This window comes from Sporichthyaceae bacterium (assembly GCA_036493475.1).
Classification (GTDB): Bacteria; Actinomycetota; Actinomycetes; order Sporichthyales; family Sporichthyaceae; genus DASQPJ01.
On record DASXPS010000055.1, the window covers coordinates 1 to 18,756 of the forward strand.

At 72.6% G+C, this 18,756-nt stretch carries 8 protein-coding genes and 2 tRNA genes; 5 read left to right on the forward strand and 5 right to left on the reverse strand.

The genetic code is table 11. The features are described from left to right. The 3 genes from VGJ14_06035 to VGJ14_06045 form a co-directional block, all read right to left on the reverse strand. On the reverse strand, positions 1-242 hold a 242-nt coding region (locus VGJ14_06035; GenBank protein ID HEY2831966.1), incomplete at its 3' end, for a hypothetical protein. A gap of 10 nt (positions 243-252) precedes the next feature. Next, positions 253-1,521 carry a hypothetical protein gene (locus VGJ14_06040; GenBank protein HEY2831967.1) on the reverse strand — a complete coding sequence of 423 codons (1,269 nt, stop codon included), beginning with the start codon at positions 1,519-1,521 and terminating at the stop codon, positions 253-255. Further along, on the reverse strand, positions 1,521-2,792 hold the full coding sequence (locus tag VGJ14_06045) for a hypothetical protein (GenBank protein HEY2831968.1): 1,272 nt from the start codon (positions 2,790-2,792) through the stop codon (positions 1,521-1,523). The genes VGJ14_06040 and VGJ14_06045 overlap by 1 nt, the downstream gene beginning before the upstream one ends. A gap of 204 nt (positions 2,793-2,996) precedes the next feature. Between VGJ14_06045 and VGJ14_06050 the strand changes: the two genes are divergently transcribed. Continuing rightward, complete coding sequence (locus tag VGJ14_06050; protein ID HEY2831969.1) at positions 2,997-4,322, forward strand: polysaccharide biosynthesis C-terminal domain-containing protein; 1,326 nt, start codon at positions 2,997-2,999, stop codon at positions 4,320-4,322. Between the two features lie 245 nt (positions 4,323-4,567). Continuing rightward, positions 4,568-5,965: a biotin/lipoyl-binding protein gene (locus VGJ14_06055; GenBank protein HEY2831970.1), complete on the forward strand. Its 1,398-nt coding sequence runs from the start codon at positions 4,568-4,570 to the stop codon at positions 5,963-5,965. A gap of 34 nt (positions 5,966-5,999) precedes the next feature. Here VGJ14_06055 and VGJ14_06060 read toward each other — a convergent pair. Then, positions 6,000-6,072: transfer RNA gene (locus VGJ14_06060), tRNA-Met, on the reverse strand. Positions 6,073-6,116: 44 nt separating this feature from the next. Beyond that, positions 6,117-6,189: transfer RNA gene (locus tag VGJ14_06065), tRNA-Thr, on the reverse strand. A gap of 405 nt (positions 6,190-6,594) precedes the next feature. Between VGJ14_06065 and VGJ14_06070 the strand changes: the two genes are divergently transcribed. From VGJ14_06070 to VGJ14_06080, 3 genes are read left to right on the forward strand one after another with little or no spacing between them, the layout of a single operon-like run. Beyond that, on the forward strand, positions 6,595-13,905 hold the full coding sequence (locus VGJ14_06070; GenBank protein ID HEY2831971.1) for an SDR family NAD(P)-dependent oxidoreductase: 7,311 nt from the start codon (positions 6,595-6,597) through the stop codon (positions 13,903-13,905). 31 nt (positions 13,906-13,936) lie between these two features. Further along, entirely contained in the window at positions 13,937-18,376 is a 4,440-nt protein-coding gene (locus tag VGJ14_06075) for a beta-ketoacyl synthase N-terminal-like domain-containing protein (GenBank protein ID HEY2831972.1), read from the forward strand. A 55-nt stretch (positions 18,377-18,431) separates the two neighbouring features. Next, on the forward strand, positions 18,432-18,731 hold the full coding sequence (locus VGJ14_06080; GenBank protein HEY2831973.1) for a phosphopantetheine-binding protein: 300 nt from the start codon (positions 18,432-18,434) through the stop codon (positions 18,729-18,731). Positions 18,732-18,756 lie beyond the last annotated feature (25 nt).

Sequence of the window (18,756 nt, forward strand, 5' to 3'; positions counted from 1 at the left end):
TCCCACCGCCCGTCCAGCAGATCCTCGACGGCGGCCAGCACCCGGTCCCGCGCGGAGGCCGGCATCGCCGCCGGGGCAACAGCGGGCAGCGGCGCCGGTCCGCGGCGGGCCTGCCGCACCGCGGAGGATTCCGGCACCCGACGACGGCGGCGTTCCACCAACACCCGGTCGCGGGCCCGCGCACCCATCTCTGCCGGTCCCATCCGGGACAGCCGGCGCGCGTACCAACTCGGCGAAGGCATCAGCGCCCGCTCACCCGACGACCACGGGCGTCGTCGCGGCCCGACCCACGGCACCGAAGGTCTCATCGCGCGGGTCCGGGTCGACCAAAAACACCCCGATCGTCGTCAGTCCGGCGTGCTCGAGGTCAGCCACGGCCAACCGCAACGCCTGCTCCCGCAGGCGCCCGGCGCGGATCACCAGGACAACGTGCGCCGGGGCGGACGCGATCGAGTGCCACGCGCCCCGCGGATGCATCGGACCCACGGCGGGCGGCGGTACGCCGCACCGCGCGGCGGCGGCCTCGGCCAGCGGTCGGGCGAGCCGCGTACAGCCGTGCTCCAGGATCACCACCGGCCGCATGCTGGAGGCGAGGATGCGCGCCAGTTCCACCGCGGCCGCCGTGCTGTCGTACCCGCCGGGGGCCGGCCGCACGTCCATCAGCACCGGGGCGCCAATCGCGACGGCGAGGTCGCGTCGCCGCACCGGCCGGTCGCGCACCACCCCCGCGGTCGCCGCCGCCACCCAGGCCAGGCCCCAGCCGAGGATCAGTCCCATGATGGCGGCGATCGCCAGCGTGCGATGTTCCCGGTGCGGCAGCAGCCGCGCGTCGTTCAGCACCTTCGACCCCGCGGACGCCGCGGCGGCCGTCGAGCGCAGGTCACCGATCCGGGCGTCCAACTGGCTGCTCTGGCCGGCCAGCGCCTGTTGGCGGGTGGCCAGGAATTGGATCTGCACAGGATCGGTGGTCGTGGTCAGCTGCTGGGTGACCCCGGCGAGGTCGTTCTGCAGGTCCGACCGGCGCTGCTGAAGGTCCATCACCTGAGCTTGCGTCAGTTGATCTATCTGCCCGACATAGGCGGCCCGGTAAGCCTCCGCAAGGGCCGTTGCATTCCGTAACGCGTCAGGGGCCGAGGTGCCGTGAACTCTCACGTCCACCACGTTTTCCTTGACCTCAACGCAGACGTAACGGTCGCGCAACGCCACGGGATCGACGTGCAGCACGGCGGCCGCCGCCTGCGCCACCGACGACGCGCCGCACAACGCCTCGTCCCGACCGGCCAACCGATCCGGGTTGGCGTTGCTGTCCGTACGGGCGAGCATCACCTCTGCAGAGGCCGCCGGCCCCGCGCCCAATGCGAGCGCGAGCAGGATGGCCACGGTCGGTCCGACCACCGCGCCGATCACCTGCCACCGCCGGCGCAACCGGATCGCGGTGCTGAGGCGGTCGAGTTCTACCAAAGGTGCAGTGCCGGCGGGGTTGCACGGCGGAGCGTGCAACAGATCGTCGAGCAGGCCCATCAGCGACCCACCGTGGCGACGGCGGGTTCGCGGCGGATGCCGAGGTGAGCCGCGTTCGCGGGCCCCTCGACGGCCACCAGCCCGTACGGGGCGGACCCGGCATCGCGGCAGGCGTCGGACAGCGATGCCAGCGCGACGGGCGTCAACGTACCGAGGGTGATCAACAGCACCGCGCGGGTGTCGGGCAGATCCGGCAGGGTGCGCCCGCCGGCGGCCACCCGATGGACCGATGCCACTGGAGCTAGCATCTGCTGAACCTGCGCCGCGGCATTCGCCGCCTCGGCGTCCGCAGACAGGTGGATCAGGGTGATCGAGGACCACGCCCCGCCCAGGGCGTCCCACTCCGTCAACCGCGCCGCGACGCGGCGATAGCGCAACAGGTCCAACTCGTCGAGGTCGATGCGGGGGACGCTCACCTCCCCCAGCACCTCGACACCGGCGGCGCGCGCCATGTCCGCCGGGTGATAGAGGCGGGCATCGCGTCGGCGCAGTACCGCGATACCGGCCGCCGCCAACAACGGCAGGCCCAGGGTGGTCGCCGCGACCGTCTTCAACCGGGCCCCGGCGGCAGATCCGGACGGTGTCGTGGCGGCGCCGACCACGGCCAGGTTCAGGCCCTGCTTCGCCGCGTCCTGCCGTGCCTGCCCCATCTGGTCGGAGACCGACTGCTGCTCCTGCACGATGAGGTCGCGGTCGTTCTGCAGCGTCGTCAGTTTGGCCCGAGCCGCCGCTCCGGGCTCACCGGTGGCGAACTGGGCGGGATCCTTCTCGACGGCGGACATCTGCGCCTGGACGTCGGCCGACTGCTGGTTCAGTTCGTCCTGCTGCGGCTGCAACGCGGCGACCGAGGCGTCGGCATTGTGCCGGAGCAGATCCCGCGAATAATTCACATATTCGTCCGTGGTCACATCGGTGACCTGTTTGGCACGCGCCGGGGAACGGCCCTGGCCGGTGATTTCGATGACGTCATCGGTCAGCCGCGCTGCCGTCACGACTCGGGCCAATGCGCCCGGGCCTGGATGGTCCGGCAACCTGGCCGCCACCCGGCTCAGCACCTCGGAACTCGCGGCCACCTTGGCCTCGGTGTTTGCCCGGCCGGGCTGGGTGTCACCCTGCAGCAGCACTTGTGAGGATGCCGCGTACAGCGGCGGCCGCACGATCGTGAACAGCAAGCCGAGGAGCAATCCGAGGCCTGCAGCACCGGCCAGTACGCGCCGGTGGCGGCGCAGTGCAGCACCGATCGCGGCGACGCCGACACCGGCTTCAGGCATCTGCACGGCACCGACCCCGTTTCGTTCTTCGGGAAAGTTCTACGGCGGTAGCGGCCGCGTCGACACGCAGAATTTCCGCGCCGTTTTGATCTCGCCCACTGGCGCGTATTTCAAACGTCGCGCCGCGGGGGCATTCCCCGGCGCGTGACCGGTAAACAGCACCGTCGGCGGGCCGGCGTGTCCCTTCGTTCGAGATTTCCGGCGGTGCCGCTTCCTGCGACGGCGCGCCGAATCGGGTGGGCGCTGGGGGACCAGGCCGTCTCCAGCCTGTCCAACTTCGCGGTCGGGGCGGTCGCCGCCCGCGCCCTCGGACCGGTCGGCTTCGGCGTGTTCGGCTTGGCCTACGTCACCTACGCCGTGCTGCTCGGGCTGTGCCGGGGGCTGGCCACCGACCCGCTGATGGTGCGGATGGGTGGCGGCGTGCCGCGCGCGGTCTGGCGGGCCGGCGCTCGGCAGGCGACCGGGACAGCGGTCGTGGTCGGCACCGCGGCGGGGGTGCTGTGCGCCGTGGTCGGCCTGCTGCTGCCCCGTTCTATCGGCCCGGCGTTCGTGGCTCTCGGCGTGGTGCTGCCGGGCATGCTGCTCCAGGACTCCTGGCGGTTCGCGTTCTTCGCCGCCGGGCGCGGCAGCCAGGCGTTCGCCAACGATGTCTGTTGGACGATCGCGTTGGTGCCCGCCGTCGTCTGCGTCCGCGGATCGGACTCCGCGGGGCCGTTCCTGGCGGCCTGGGGCGGGTCGGCAGCAGTAGCGGCGGCCTTCGGTGCGCTGCAGGCCGGGTTCCTACCGCGCCCGGCGCAGTGCCGGTCCTGGCTGCGCAACCATCGCGAACTCGGCTGGCGTTACCTGGCCGAGAACGTGTGTGAGAGCGGCAGTGCGCATCTACGCATGGTCGGCCTCGGCTGGGTCGACGGCCTGGGCGCCGTCGGCGCCATCCGCGGCGCGACACAACTGCTCGGCCCGTTCATTGCCGTGATGTTCGGCATGTCCCTGGTCACGGTGGCCGAGGCCGCGCGCACGCTGCGCCGGGCGCCGGATCGACTGCGTCCGTTCTGTCTGTTGCTGGGTGGGGGGCAGGCGCTCGCGGCGCTGGCCTGGGGGGTGGCCGTGCTGATCCTGCTGCCCGATCACGTCGGTCATTCGTTGCTCGGGTCGGTGTGGCCGCCGGCCCGACGACTGCTGCTCCCCATGACGATCACCTGCGCGGTTTCTGGCCTGAACACCGCGGCGACGGCGGGCCTACGGGCACTGGGGGCGGCCAGACTGAGCCTGCGCTCCCGTCTTGTCTCGGCCGTGCTGGTGGTCAGCATCGCGCTCTGGAGTGCCGCGGCATGGGGAGTCACGGGGTTCGCCTGGGGCACCGTGGCGGGCAGCGCGCTGGGCTCGGCGTACTACTGGCGCAACCTGCACCGCGGCCTGCGGGCGCACGTGAGCGGGTTGCCGACGCCGACTCCGGCGGTGACGGCTCACCGCCCGGCTGCCGCGGTCTCCACTCTGGTCCCCGCTCCGGTCGGGCAAGTCAAATCGAATTGACACAAACCCGACCATCGGCCGACCGGGCGCACACCTATCTGTTTCTACTGTGGCTGGTGTTGCAAGTGGTGTCACTGGGGGGTTCCGCCATGAATCGGCGCAAGGTCGTCATGCACACGGGCATGTCGGTGCTGCTGCTGGCTGCGGGAGTGGAGGCGAGCCGAGCGGCAGCAACCGCGACGTTTCCCTCTCCAGATCCGACGCCTACGCCTTCGGGCCGCCCGACAACCGCTGTCGTCGGCACCGTGATCGCGACCGCGAATCTCAATGCCCCGCAGACGGTCGGCGTCACCTTTTCCGGCTCGCCGGGCATCGTGACCGCCGTCCCGGTAAAAATCGGTGACCACGTGCGCAAGGGACAGCCACTCGCGGCGTCCGACGATCGCGCCGCGCGCCACGCACTCCAGGAGGCCGAGGCGGGCGTGGCGTCGGCCAAGGGTGATCTGCTCGATGCCCTCTCCTCGGTTCGCTCGACCCGGGCCGCGGTCGCCCAGGCGCAACAGGCGCTGTGCAACGCCCGGTTGGCGGTCCATCAGGCGAGGGCCACGCTGCGGTTGGACGCTGCCACGCAGGCAGACGCGGTGCATGCTGCGGAGCTGAAGGTGTACGCGGCCCGCCGTGATGTGACCCGTACCGCTTCCTCGGCGCGGACGGCCACCCGCGCCACCGTGCACCCGCTCATCCCTCCGGCAGCGGCGGCCACCACAGACATCCGGGTAGCCAATCGAAACCGGAACATCGTCGCCTCCACCTCGCGCAGCTCGGTTGCCACGGCGCTGTCCGACCTGTCCGCCGCCGCCCGTACCCGGGCGACCACGTTGTTGGCCGACGCACAACAGGTCAGAACCTTGATCGGGCAGGCCCAGCTGGCGGCGCGCGACCTGGACGCCGCGGCGGCCGCCGTCCCGTCCGACCCGAGCGGTACCCAGTTCGGACCGACCGAGCGGGCGCAGGCCGGCCTGAAGCAGGCCAGGGTCGAGGTACGCAAGGCCAAGGCGGACCTGGACGACACGGTGCTGCGGGCACCGTTCGACGGGACGGTATTGGACATCGCCGGCGGGGTCGGTGAGACGCCCGCCGCCGCCGCGCGCGGTTCGGTGGCCACCAGCTCCAACCCCGCCGGCAACGGGGTGGTCGAGGGTCGCAACGCGGCCACCGCATCCGGGTTCGTGGTGCTGGCCGACCTGACCCACCGGGCCGTCACTGCCCGCGTCGACGAGGAGCACATCGGCCAGGTCAAGGTGGGTCAACCGGCCGTGGTCACGTTCCCGGCCACCGGAACGGTGGTCACCGGCACGGTCTCGTCGGTGGCGCTGCAAGAGACCGTCGCCGAACACGTCGTCTACTACAACGTCGACATCGATCTGGACGATCGGGCCGCGACCCAGAAGCTCGGGCAAACCGCCTCCGTGGTGATCACCACCGGCGGGGCGCAACCCAGCGGGCTGCAGGTGCCGAACGCCGCGTACTCACGGGTGGGGGGCAAGACCATCGTGTCCGTCCTGCGGCAGGGTCGGCTGATGAGGATGCCGGTGACGCTGGGCGTGATCGGCGCCCGGGAGAGTCAGATCAGCAGCCCTCTGCTGCACCCGGACGACCTGGTCGTGGTCCCGGTGACCGGGAACCGCCAGGGCCGGTTGTGATCCTCGCGGGGCCTGACGGCCTCGCGCGGCAAAGTAGCGGTGACCGGACTTGAACCGGTGACACAGCGATTATGAGCCGCTTGCTCTACCAACTGAGCTACACCGCCGCGACCGGCGAACCCGCCCCGAGGTGCGGACGTACCGGCGTCAGAGCCCCTTTACGGAATCGAACCGTAGACCTTCTCCTTACCATGGAGACGCTCTGCCGACTGAGCTAAAGGGGCGAGGCGCAGGCAAGGCTACACGGGCCGAGCGGGGACGCCGCACGGCCCGGCGAGGCGCTGAAACGCCTCGACGACACCGGGAATGATTGATTCACGTCTGCCCCATGACCAACTCATATGGGCCGTTGCCGTCGCAAGCGAAACTTAACCTGGCCTGAGAACAGGGCAAAATGCGGCGAGTGTGACAAATCGGACAGACCGGGATTACCCGCGCGCGGATGAAACGTTCGCGGCATCCCGTGCGATTGAGCAGAAGCAGCACGAATGCCAGACGTGTGTCGTTCGGCGCATCAGCGGTGGACCGCCACCACCGCGGACAACTCGAACGCCACCCCGGACGGTGACCTACAGGCACCGAAACCGGGGCGCAAAGCCCGCCGACCTGTATGGAGGACACCGCAGCGCATGGGCACTCCTCTCGAGCACCAGCGGGTTCTCGCGATCACCCCGTTCGCGGAGCCGTCCGCGCACCTCGCGGCCGCATTGGCCCGCGCCGGTGCGCGCAGTGTGCTGGATCTGGGCAGTGACCACACACGCGCGCGCGAGGCGCTGCGCGACCTGAGCGCCTGGTGGGCCGGGCCGTTCGGGGTGCGCGTCGGCGCAGCCGGCCTGCCGGTCGAGGAACTGCCCTCCGCGGTGAACCTGGTGGTACTGGGTCCGGACGCCGGCTGCACCGTGCCGCAGGCCGCGGCCGACGGTCGACGCGAGGTGTTCGTCGAGGTCCGCACGCTCGACGAGGCCCGGTTGGCGGTTACGGCCGGCGCCAGTGCATTGATTGCCCGCGGATTCGAGTGCGGCGGCGCGGTGGGCACCGCGACCACCTTCGTGCTGCTGCAGGAGCTGTTGGGCGCGGAGCTGCGCAACGCGGCCGGCGATCCGGTGGCGATCTGGGCGGCGGGCGGCATCGGCCCGCACACCGCGGCCGCGGCCGTCGCCGGCGGGGCCGCCGGGGTGGTGCTGGACTCCCAGCTCGCGCTGGTCGACGAGGTGGACCTGTCACACGACGTGGCCGCCGCGGTCCGCCGCATGGACGGCACGGAGACCGCGGTCATCGGCGGATATCGGGTCTACGTCCGTCCCGACCTGACCCGCCCGGACGCTGACGGTCTTCCCCGGCGCATCGGTGGACGCAGCCTGGCGGCGCTGCCGGTGGGCGAGGACGGGGCCCTGGCCCGTCCGCTGGCCGAGCGGTACCGCACCGCGGCCGGCGTGGTCGCCGCGATCGCGGCAGGCATCCAGGCCGGGGTCAGCCCGGCCGCGGCCGAGGCGGCGCGTCGTCCACGGATCGCCCAGGGCCCGATGACCCGGGTCAGCGACCAGGCCACGTTCGCCGCGGCCGTGGCCGCCGAGGGCGGTTTGCCGTTCGTCGCGTTGGCCTTGATGGGCGCCGAGGACACCCGGGCGCTGTTGGTGGAGACCGCCGACCTGCTCGGCGACAAACCGTGGGGCGTGGGCATCCTCGGGTTCGTCCCGGACGACGTGCGCAACGCCCAACTCGAGGTGGTGCACGAGATCCGCCCGCCGTACGCGCTGATCGCCGGCGGTCGGCCGGCCCAGGCCGTGCCGTTGGAGGCCGCGGGCATCACCACGTTCCTGCACGCGCCCTCCCCCGCGCTGCTGGACCGGTACCTGGCCGAGGGCGCCCGGCGGTTCGTGTTCGAGGGCTCGGAATGCGGCGGACACGTCGGTCCGCGCGCCTCGTTCCCGCTGTGGGAGCAGCAGATCTCCCGGCTGCTCGCCTTCGGCGCGGCCAACAACTGCACCGACGAGATCGACGTGCTGTTCGCCGGCGGCATCCACGACGCCCGGTCCGCGGCGATGGTGCAGGCCGCCGCGGCCCCGCTGGTGGCCGCCGGTGGCGCCGCCGGTGTGCTGATGGGCACCGCGTACCTGTTCACCCGCGAGGCCGTGACCGCCGGGGCCATCGGACCGGCGTTCCAGCGCGCGGCGGTGGGCTGCGCGTCCACGGTGCTGCTGGAGACCGCGCCGGGCCATGCCACCCGCTGCGCGGACACCGCGTTCGTGAGCACCTTCAACTCCACCCGGGACCGGCTGTTCGCCGAGGGCATGCCCGCCGAGTCCGTGTGGGCCGAGCTGGAGAAGCTGAACATCGGCCGGTTGCGCATCGCCAGCAAGGGCATCCGCCGCGAGGGCGCGGCGTTGATCCCGGTGGACGAGCGCACCCAGGCCCGCGACGGCATGGTGATGATCGGCGACGTGGCGCGGCTGCGCGCGGCGGTGACCACCATCGGCGAGCTGCACCGCGAGGTCACCGACGGCGCCGCGCAGTTCCTCGGCGAGCGGGCCAGCGAGCTGGCCGTGGCGGAGGTGCCGACGAACGCCGCGGGGCCGCTGAACATCGCGATCGTCGGCATGGCCGGTGTGTTCCCGCAGGCAGGGGATCTGGCCGAGTTCTGGGCGAACGTGCTGCGCAATCACGACGCGATCACCGAGGTGCCCGCGGAGCGCTGGGACCCGGCGACCTACTACAACGGCGACGGTGGCAGCGGATCCACCTCCAAGTGGGGCGGCTTCCTGCCCGAGGTGCCGTTCGACGCGCTGCGCTACGGCATTCCGCCGGCCGCGCTGGCCAGCATCGAGCCGGTGCAGCTGCTGTCTCTGGAGGTCGCCGCCAGGGCGTTGCGCGACGCCGGTTACGACAATGGGATGGACGCCGCGCGCCCGTTCGACCGGGAGCGCGCCGGCGTCGTGTTCGGTGCCGAGCCGGGTACCGACCTGTCCGCGGCCTACGGCTTCCGTGCGCTGTACCCGCAGCTGCACGGCGAGTTGCCCGCCGAGCTGGACGCGCAGCTGCCGGCGCTGACCGAGGACTCTTTCCCCGGTGTGCTGGCCAACGTGATCTCCGGGCGCATTGCCAACCGGCTGGACCTGGGCGGGGCCAACTACACCGTGGACGCGGCATGTGCCTCGGCGCTGGCCGCGCTCGAGGTGGCCTGCCTACAGCTGCGTTCCGGCGCGGCGGACATGGTGCTGACCGGCGGCGCGGACATCCACAACGGCATCCAGGACTACCTGATGTTCGCCTCGGTGGGCGCGCTGTCGCCGTCCGGGCACTGCCGGCCGTTCGACGCCTCCGCCGACGGCATCGCACTCGGCGAGGGTGTGGCCTGCATCGTGCTCAAGCGACTGGCCGACGCCGAACGGGACGGCGACCGCATCTACGCGGTGATCGCCGGTGTCGGCTCGTCCAGCGACGGCCGCTCGTTGGGCCTGACCGCGCCGCGTCCCGAGGGTCAGCGCCGCGCACTGGAGCGGGCCTACGCGCAGGCGGGCGTGAGCCCGGCACAGGTCGGTCTGGTCGAGGCGCACGGCACCGGCACGGTGGTCGGTGACCGCACCGAACTCGGCGTGCTCACCGACGTGTTTTCCGCCGCGGGCGCCACCGTCGGCAGTTGCGCGCTGGGCTCGGTGAAGAGCCAGATCGGGCACACCAAGTGCACCGCGGGTCTGGCCGGACTGATCAAGGCCGCGTTCGCCGTGCACACCGGCGTGCTGCCGCCTACCGGCAAGATCACCGCGCCGAACCCGGGCTGGGTGGGCGAGCAGAACCCGTTCGTGTTCAGCGACACCGTCCGGCCGTGGCCGGCGAGGGCCGCAGCCGGCTCCGAACTGCCGGCGAGGGCCGCAGCCGGCTCTGATCTGGCCGGCCCGCGCGTCGCCGGCATCAGCGCATTCGGCTTCGGCGGCACCAACTTCCACGCGGTGCTCACCGGCTGGTCCGGGGCACCGGCGCCGCGCCACGGCCTGCACCAGTGGCCGGTCGAGCTGTTCCTGTTCGCGGGCGCGAGCAACGCCGACGCGCTCGGCGAGATCGACCGCCTGCTCGCGCTGTGCGCGACCAACGACTCCGCCGGTCGCCCGTGGCGACTCCGGGACCTGGCCCGCACCACCGCAGAGCGCAGCGCGACGGCAGCGCAGCGCAGCGCGACGGCAGCGCAGCGGTCCGGCCACACCCGCATCGCGGTGGTGGCCACCGACCTCGACGACCTCGCCGGCAAGCTCACCGCGGCCCGTGACGGTCGACCGGGCGACGGGATTTTCCTGGCGGGCGACGATAGTGACCCCGCGTCACTGCGCTCCGGCGGCGAGCTCGCCCTGCTCTTCCCCGGCCAGGGCAGCCAGCGGCCGGGCATGTTGGCAGACCTGTTCGCGGCGTTCCCGCGGTTGGCGGACCTGCTGGTCTCCGGCGCCAAGTGGGCGTCGACCATGTTCCCGCCCTCGGCGTTCGACGCCGCCGGTAAGCAGGCACAGGCCGCCGCGTTGAAGGACACCCGGGTGGCCCAGCCCGCACTGGGCATCGCCGGGCTGGCCATGTTCCGCACGCTGAGCGAGCTGGGCATCACCCCCGCCCACCTGGCCGGGCACAGCTACGGCGAGCTGGTCGCGCTGGCCGCCGCGGGCGCGCTTGACCCGGCCGAGCTGTTGGAGCTGTCCGAGGCCCGCGGCCGGGCCATCCTGGCCGCCGCGGGCGAGGACCCCGGCACCATGGCCGCCGTCAGCGGGAGCGCCGCCGAGGTGCGCGCAGTGCTCAACGGCAGCGGCGTCGTGGTGGCCAACCTGAACTCCCCCACCCAGACGGTGATCTCCGGCCCCACCGCCGCGGTCGAGCAGGCGGTCGGCGCGTTGTCCGCGGCGGGTCTACGGGCCCAGCAGATCCCGGTGGCTTGCGCGTTCCACTCCCCGCTGGTCGCCGAGGCGTCCCGGATGCTGGAGGCCGAACTGGCCAACCGGACCGTCGGTTCCCCGCACCTTCCGGTGTGGGCGAACGCCACCGCCGCCCCCTATCCGCTGGGGGCCGGCGCGGTGCGTGAACTGCTCGCCGAGCAGGTCGTCTCGCCGGTGCGCTTCGCCGAGCAGATCGAGGCGATGTACGACGCCGGTGCCCGGGTGTTCGTCGAGTGCGGTCCCGGCTCGGTGCTGACCGGCTTGGTCGGCGCGGTGCTCGGCGAGCGGCCGCATACCGCGATTGCCACCGACAGCCCCGGCCGACACGGCGTGCACGCCCTGCTCACCGCGCTGGCCAAGTTGGCTGTGGCCGGTGTCGAGGTGGACACCGCGATGCTCTACAACGGCCGCGACGCGCACCTGGTCAGCGCCGCCGACGCCCCGCGCGCGGCCGGCTGGTTGATCAACGGTCACCTGGTGATGACCGCCGACGGCGTCCCGGTCAACGGCGGCCTGAAGCCGGCCAGTCGGGTCGCCCCGATTGCCACCGCGGCGGCTGAGACGGCGCCGGCCCCGGCCGCCGCGGTGCCCACCGACGGCCGCGAGGCCGTGGTCCTGGAGTTCCTGCGCAACAGCCGCGAGCTGCTCGCCGCGCAGCGGGAGGTGGTGCTCGACTTCCTGGGTGCCGCCCCGGCCGCGTCGATCGCGGCGGATAGCCGACCGGCCGCAGTGGCGCAGCCCGCCGCGCAGAACAAACCCGCAGTCCAGGCCCAGCCGGTAACCGCGGCTGCCCCCGCGCCGCAGCCGCAGACGGTGGCGGCCCCCACCGCCGTGGCCACCACCCCGCAAAGCGTGCAGGACCTGCTGGTCGAGCTGATCAGCGAGCGAACCGGGTACCCGGCGGCCATGTTGGACGTCGACCTGGACCTCGAGGCCGACCTGTCCATCGGCTCACTGAAGCGCACCGAGATCATCGGCCTGCTGGCCGACCGGATGCGCGCAGCGGGCCTGGACGGTGCGCCGGACGAGGCGAAGCAGGCGGAGCTGACGCGGATCCGCACGCTGCGCGAGATCGTCGCCGCGATCTGCCACGGGCCGACCACCGCGGCGGTGCCCGCACCCGCAGCGCCGGTCGTCCCGGCCCAATTCCTCCCGACCCAGGGCGGACCGGTGGAGGACCGGATGCCCGCGAGCAAGACAGCCGACGCCGAGCAGGTGCGCACCATGCTGGTCGAACTCATCGGCGAGCGCACCGGTTACCCGGTGGCCATGCTCGACGCCGACCTCGACCTGGAGGCGGACCTGTCGATCGGCTCGCTCAAGCGCACCGAGATCATCGGGCTGCTCGCCGACCAGCTGGCTGCAGTGCGCCCGTTGGACGAGACATTCCAGGCCGAGCTGACCCGGCTGCGCACCGTGCGGCTGATCACCGAGCGCATCGCCGGCACCCCGGCCACGTCGCTTCCCGCCATCGCGGCCCCGAGCCTGCAGCCCGCGGCCGAGCCGGGCCCGACAGCCGTCCGCCCGACCGTACAGCGGTACCTGCTGGAGCCGGCGGCAATCTCCCCGGCCGTGCCCACCGTTGACCTGACGGGTCGTCACGTAACCGTGGTGTCCGGTGCGGCCGGTGTGGTCATCGAGTTGTGCGCGGCGCTGGAGGACTGTGGCGCCACCGTGCGCACCGTGTCCACCGATCCGTCCGAGGAACTCGGCGACGTGGACATCCTGGTGCATCTGGGCGCGGCGGGACCGAGCGAGCCGCCGTCGCTGCCCGACGCGTTCGCCGGGTTACGTCGCGCGGTGCTCGGCGGGGCCCGGCAGTTGCTGGTGGCCACCGGTCACGGCGGCCGATTCGGTCACCGCACCGGCATCGACAACGGCGTACGCAGCGACCTGCCCGCGGGTCTGGGGCTGGCCGGGCTGATGCGCACCATCGCCCGGGAGTACCCGGAGATCTCCTGCCGCACCGTGGATCTCGACCCCAAGGACCTGCCCACCCTGCTGGCCGGCCACCTGGTGACCGAGCTGCGCAACCCGACCGGGCCGGAGCTGGTCGGCTACGCCGCCGATGGCCGCTGCACGCTGTCCCTGGTGCGGGCACCGCTGATCGCGGCGGGTCGCCCGGTCTCCCCCGCCGAGCTGGGTCTGTCCGAGCGGTCGGTGGTGCTGCTCACCGGCGGCGCCCGGGGAATCACCTCACGGGTGGCCCGTGGGTTGGCCGCGACGGCCGGTTGCCATGTCGTGCTGTGGGGCCGCACGCCATTGCCCACCGACACCGAGAACCCGGCCACCGCGGGCGCTGCGGACGCCACCGCATTGCGCCGCGCGCTGATCGAGGGCGGGGAAACCGTGCCCGCCCGGGTGGAGGCCGAGGTCCGACGCATCCTCGCCGAGCGGGAGGTCCGCGCCTCGCTGGCCGGACTGCGCGAGCACGCCGCCTCCGTGGAGTACACCTGCGTGGACGTGCGCGACCGCGGCGCGGTGGCCGATGCCATGGCAGAGCTGAGGCAGCGTCACGGACGGCTGGACGGCGTGGTGCACGGCGCCGGCGTGCTGGACGACCGGTTGATCGCGGACAAGACCTCGGACGGGTTCGCCCGGGTCTGGGAGACCAAGGTGGACGGCGCCCGGGCGCTGGCCGACGCGCTCGACCCGGACCTGCGCTTCCTGGTGCTGTTCGGCAGCGTCTCGGGGGTGTTCGGCAACCGCGGACAGTGCGACTACGCAGCGGCCAACGACGCCCTGGACACCCTGGCCCGGTCCTGGGAGGACCGCTTCGCCGGACGCGTGCTCAGCGTCGACTGGGGCCCCTGGGCTCCGGTGGACGGGGCAGGTGACGGCATGGTGTCCGATGAACTGCTGCGCAGTTACGCCCGGCAGGGCGTGGCCGCGTTGCACCCCGAAGACGGCGTGCGAGCCCTGCTGGACGAGCTGGCGCACGGCACCGAGCCCCAGGTGGTCTACGTGTGCGCCGAGCCCTCGGCGTTCGACGCGGCGTTCTCCGACGGGCGTCCCGCCGGCCCGTGCTGAGGCCGCCCATGAGCGAGCTGCGAGCTCATCAATGACCACAGGAGTGGACGTCGCGATCGTGGGCATGGCCGCGGTCTTTCCCGGCGCGCCCGACCTGGCCACATTCGCGGCCAACATCGACGCGGGCGTGGACGCGATCACCGACGCGCCCGCCGACCGGTGGGACGCGTCGTTCTACGACCCGACCGAGGCCAAGGCGCGACCCGGCGATCGCCTGTATGCCCGGCGCGGCGGGTTCGTCGTGCCGCCGCGGTTCGACCCGATGCGCTTCGGCATCATGCCGATGGCGGTACCGGACATCGAGGCCGACCAACTGATCGCGTTGGCCACCACGGCCGCGGCGATCGACGACGCGGGCGGGCCGGAGCGGCTCGGGGATCGGGGCCGGGTCGGCATCGTGCTGGGCCGGGGCGGCTACTTCAACGCCGGCATGGCCTCGTTCGTGGACCGGGTGCGCACCGCCAACCAGCTGACCACCGCATTGCGCGAGCTGCTGCCACATCTGACGGACGATCAACTCGATGAGGTGCGGACCGCGTTCGCCGACCGGCTCGGGCCGCTGCGCGAGGAATCCGGCATCGACCTGATGGTGCCGAACCTGGTCGCCTCGCGCACCGCCAACCGGCTGGACCTCGCCGGGCCCGCGTACACGGTGGACGCGGCGTGTGCCTCATCGTTGATCGCGGTCGACCACGCGGTGCGCGAATTGGTCTCCGGCCGGTGCGACGTCATGCTGGCCGGCGGCGTGCACCACTGCCACGACGTCACCTTCTGGAGCGGGTTCAACCTGCTCGGCGCGTTGTCCGCCAGCGAACGGATCCGACCGTTCCATCGGGACGCGGACGGCATCCTGATTGGCGAGGGCACCGGGGTGTTGGTGCTCAAGCGGTTGGCCGACGCCGCCGAGGACCGGGTGTACGCGGTGATCCGCGGCGTGGGGGTGGCCGGCGACGGCCGGTCCGCCAGCCTGATGGCGCCACGCTCGCAGGGGCAGGTCGCGGCGATGCGCCAGGCCTGGGCGAACGCCGGCCTGGACCCGCGCGAGCCGGGCCTGGTCGGGCTGGTGGAGGCGCACGGCACCGCAACGGTGGCCGGCGACGCCACCGAAATCGCCTCGCTCAGCGAGGTCTTTGGACCGTCGGGCACGGGCGGCCCGGACATCGGGCTGGGCTCGGTGAAGTCGATGATCGGACACGCCATGCCCGCGGCCGGCGCGGCCGGACTGATCAAAGCAGCGCTGGCGGTGCACCGCGGGATGCTGCCCCCGACGCTGCACTGCGACGACCCGCACCCAGCGCTGGCCGGCACCCGGTTCGCCCCCGTGCAGTCCGGGCGGGAATGGGACTCGGCCGGGCCCCGGGTGGCCGCGGTGAACGCGTTCGGCTTCGGTGGCATCAACGCACACGTGGTGCTCGGCCAGCTACCCGCGCCGCGCCGCCGCGGCGCGCGCAGCAGCGCCCGCAACGATGGACACGAACCCGTGCTGCTGCTGGCCGGGCCGGACCTGGCCGCGTTGCGCGCCGCGTTGGACGCGCCCGACGAGCAGTTGCTGGCCCGCGACGACACCACCGCCCCGCCGGTCGGCGGACCGGTACGACTGGCCGTGGTGGGTCCGGACGCCAAGCGCCTGGAGTTGGCCCGCCGCGTGGTCGCCCAGGGCAAGCCGTGGCAGGGCCGCAGCGACGTGTGGCTGGCCACCGAACCCTTGCTCGGCCCGTCCGGCGGCGGGCGGCTGGCGTTCCTGTTCCCCGGCCTGGAGGAATCCTTCGAACCGCGGGTGGACGACGTCGCCGCGCACTTCGGGTTGCCGCCGGTGCGCAGCACGATCGCGGCCGGGTTGGGTCGCCGCGGTCTGGAGCTGGCCGGGGTCGGCCGTCTGTTGGACGGTGCGCTGCGCGCGATGGACATCAGTCCGCACGTGGTGGCCGGCCACAGCATCGGCGAGTGGAGCGCGCTGATCGCGTCGGGTGCCGCGCCGTTCGAGGAGTTCGCTGATTCCACCCGGGCCTTCGACGCCGGCCCCGGTGTGCCCGACCTGGCGTTCGCGGTGCTCGGCTGCGGTGCGGCCCGGGCCCGGCAGGCGTTGGCCGGGGTGCCCGACGTGGTGCTCTCCCACGACAACTGTCCACACCAGTCGATCATCTGCGGCGAGGAGGGCGCGGTCGCGGTGGTGTTGGCGCGGCTGCGCGAGGCCGGGGTGACCGGGTCGGTGTTGCCGTTCCGCTCCGGGTTCCACACCCCGTACCTGGAACCCTTCCTCGGGCCCACTCGCGAATTCGTCCGCGACCTGACGCTACGTCAGCCCAAGGTGGAGCTGTGGTCGGCGACCACCGTGGCGCCCTACCCCGCCGAACCCGACGAGATACGCGCCCTGCTGGTGCGCAACCTGCTCGAGCCGGTGCTGTTCGGCCCGCTGATCGAGCGCCTGCACGCCACCGGGGTGCGCGTGTTCGTCCAGGTCGGCACCGGCAGCCTGCCGGGCTTCGTCGAGGACACGCTGGAGACCCTCGACCAGCCGCATTTGACAATGAGCGCCAACGTGGGAAAGCGCACCGGGTTGGCGCAGTTGCGTCGGGTCGCGGCCGCGCTGTGGACGGTCGGCGCCGCCCCCCGGTTCGACCGGTTGGTGCCGGCTGCCGCCGAGGCCGGGCAGGAGCCCGTCGAGCCGGCCCCTCCCGCGCCGGCGGCCGGCGGCGTTGCGTTGCGGCTCGGGTCGGCATTGCTGCGCGAGGGGACGCCGCGGCTGGCCTCGCTGGGCGCCACCCCACCGGCACAACCGGCCCCGCTGCCGTCGGCCGACACCCCGGTGCTGGCCGAGTACCGCGCGCTGTTGGCGGAGGCCGGACAGGCCGCCGACGACGTGCTGACCGCCTGGGCGCCCACCGCGGCGCCGACTACCGGGGCGCCGCCGGCCGCCCCGGCCGGGCCACGGCGGCAGGTGTCGACCAGCGTGCTGTCTATCCACGACGCGCCTTACTTGGTGGATCACTGTCTGTTGCAGGCCCCGGACACGGCGCCTGTCGGGGAACGCTTTCCGATCGTGCCGATGACCGGCACCGTCGCGCTGATCGTGGATGCCGCCGCGGCGTTGGTGCCGGAGCGCACCGTGATCGGCGTGCGGGGCGTCCGGGCGCTGCGGCCGTTGGCCGTCGACCCGCCGATCACCCTGCACATCGAGGCCACCGAACAGGCCCCCGGCGACGGCGACCTGACCGTGGTCAGCGTCGTGCTCGACGCAACGCCGCAGGGCAGGGAGCGGGAGACCTACGCGCGGGCCACGGTGTTGCTCGCGGATGCCTACCCGGCGCCGCCCGCGCTGCGCGAGTCGCCGCTGACCGCGGAACGCCGCCCGACGGTAAATGCGCGGGCGCTGTACGCGCAGCGGTGGATGTTCCACGGCCCCGCCTACCAAGGGGTCACCGAGCTGACCGGCATCGCCGAGGACGGCGTGCGCGGCGTACTGACCACGCTGGCGGCGCCCGGTGCGCTGCTGGACGCCGCCGGTCAGTTGCTGGGCTACTGGGTGGCCACCCAACCGGACAACGGCTTGGTGTTGCCGTCGACCATCGGCTCGATCAGCTTCTACGCGGCCCCGCCGGCCGTCGGCGAGAAGTTCGACACCGTGGTCCGGGTGCGCTCGGTGAGCGCCGAGGAGGCCGTCGCCGACCTCGAGGTGCGCAGCGCGGACGGGCGGCTGTGGTGTCACATCACCGGGTGGACCGACCGCCGGCTGGAGGGCGACGCCGCCACCATCGAGGCGTTCCGGCATCCCGCCCGGGCAGTGCTGGCCCGCCCCCAGGACGACGGCTGGTGGCTGCTCATCGAACCATGGAACGACCCGGTGGCAAGGGATCTGGCGGCCCGTCAGTATCTGTCCCCCGTCGAGCGGGAGAACCACGCGGGCCGCAACCCGCGGGCCGCCCGCCATTGGTTGCTCGGCCGCATTGCGGCCAAGGACGCCCTGCGCGCCTGGCTGTGGGCACGCGGTGCGGGCGAGGTGTACCCCGGCCAGATCCGGATCGGCAACGACCCGGCCGGGCGGCCGTTCGCCGGCGGCGCCGGTACCGAGGAACTGGCGCTCTCGCTGGCGCACTCCGGGCCGTTCGCGGCGGCGTTGGTCGGACCGGCCGGATCCGGTGTCGGCATTGACGTGGAACTGGTCGATGACGCGCCGGCGGAGACCGCCCTGCTCACCGTCGCCGAGCGCGACCTGCTGGACACGATCTGTCCGCCCGAGGACCCGCACCGCGCGCGTTGGGTCACCCGGTTCTGGACGGCCAAGGAGGCGGTGGCCAAGTCCGGCGGCACCGGGTTGGCCGGCCGGCCCGCCCGATTCGTGGTGACTTCGGTGGCAGGGGACGATTTGTCCGTCACCGTGGACGGCGTGACACATCGAGTGCGGACCCGGGTCGGTGATGATCCGCTGCCGTTTGCGGTTGGCTGGACCCCGGTATCGGTCATGCTTGACTGAGAACAGTGCCCAATCACAACGTGCGCCGCACAGCCCGCCGGAAGCAAGGGAGACAGTGTTGACAACGCAAGCCCGCAGCGTTGCCGAGGCGCAGGTGCTTGAGGTCGTGCGCGGCATGATCGCGCAGATCATCGGCGAGGAGTATCTGCTCGATCTGCAGATCGCGATGGACACCTCGTTCGAGGACGACCTGGAGCTGGAGAGCATCGAGTTCGTCAAGCTCGGTGCGAAGCTGACCGAGCACTACGGCGGGAACGTTGATTTCGCCGCATTCCTGGCCGACCTCGACCTGGACCAGATCATCGAGATGCGCGTCGGGACCGTCGTGGACTACATCGTCGACGCCACGGCCTGACGCACCCTCAGGAGTTCCCGCCACC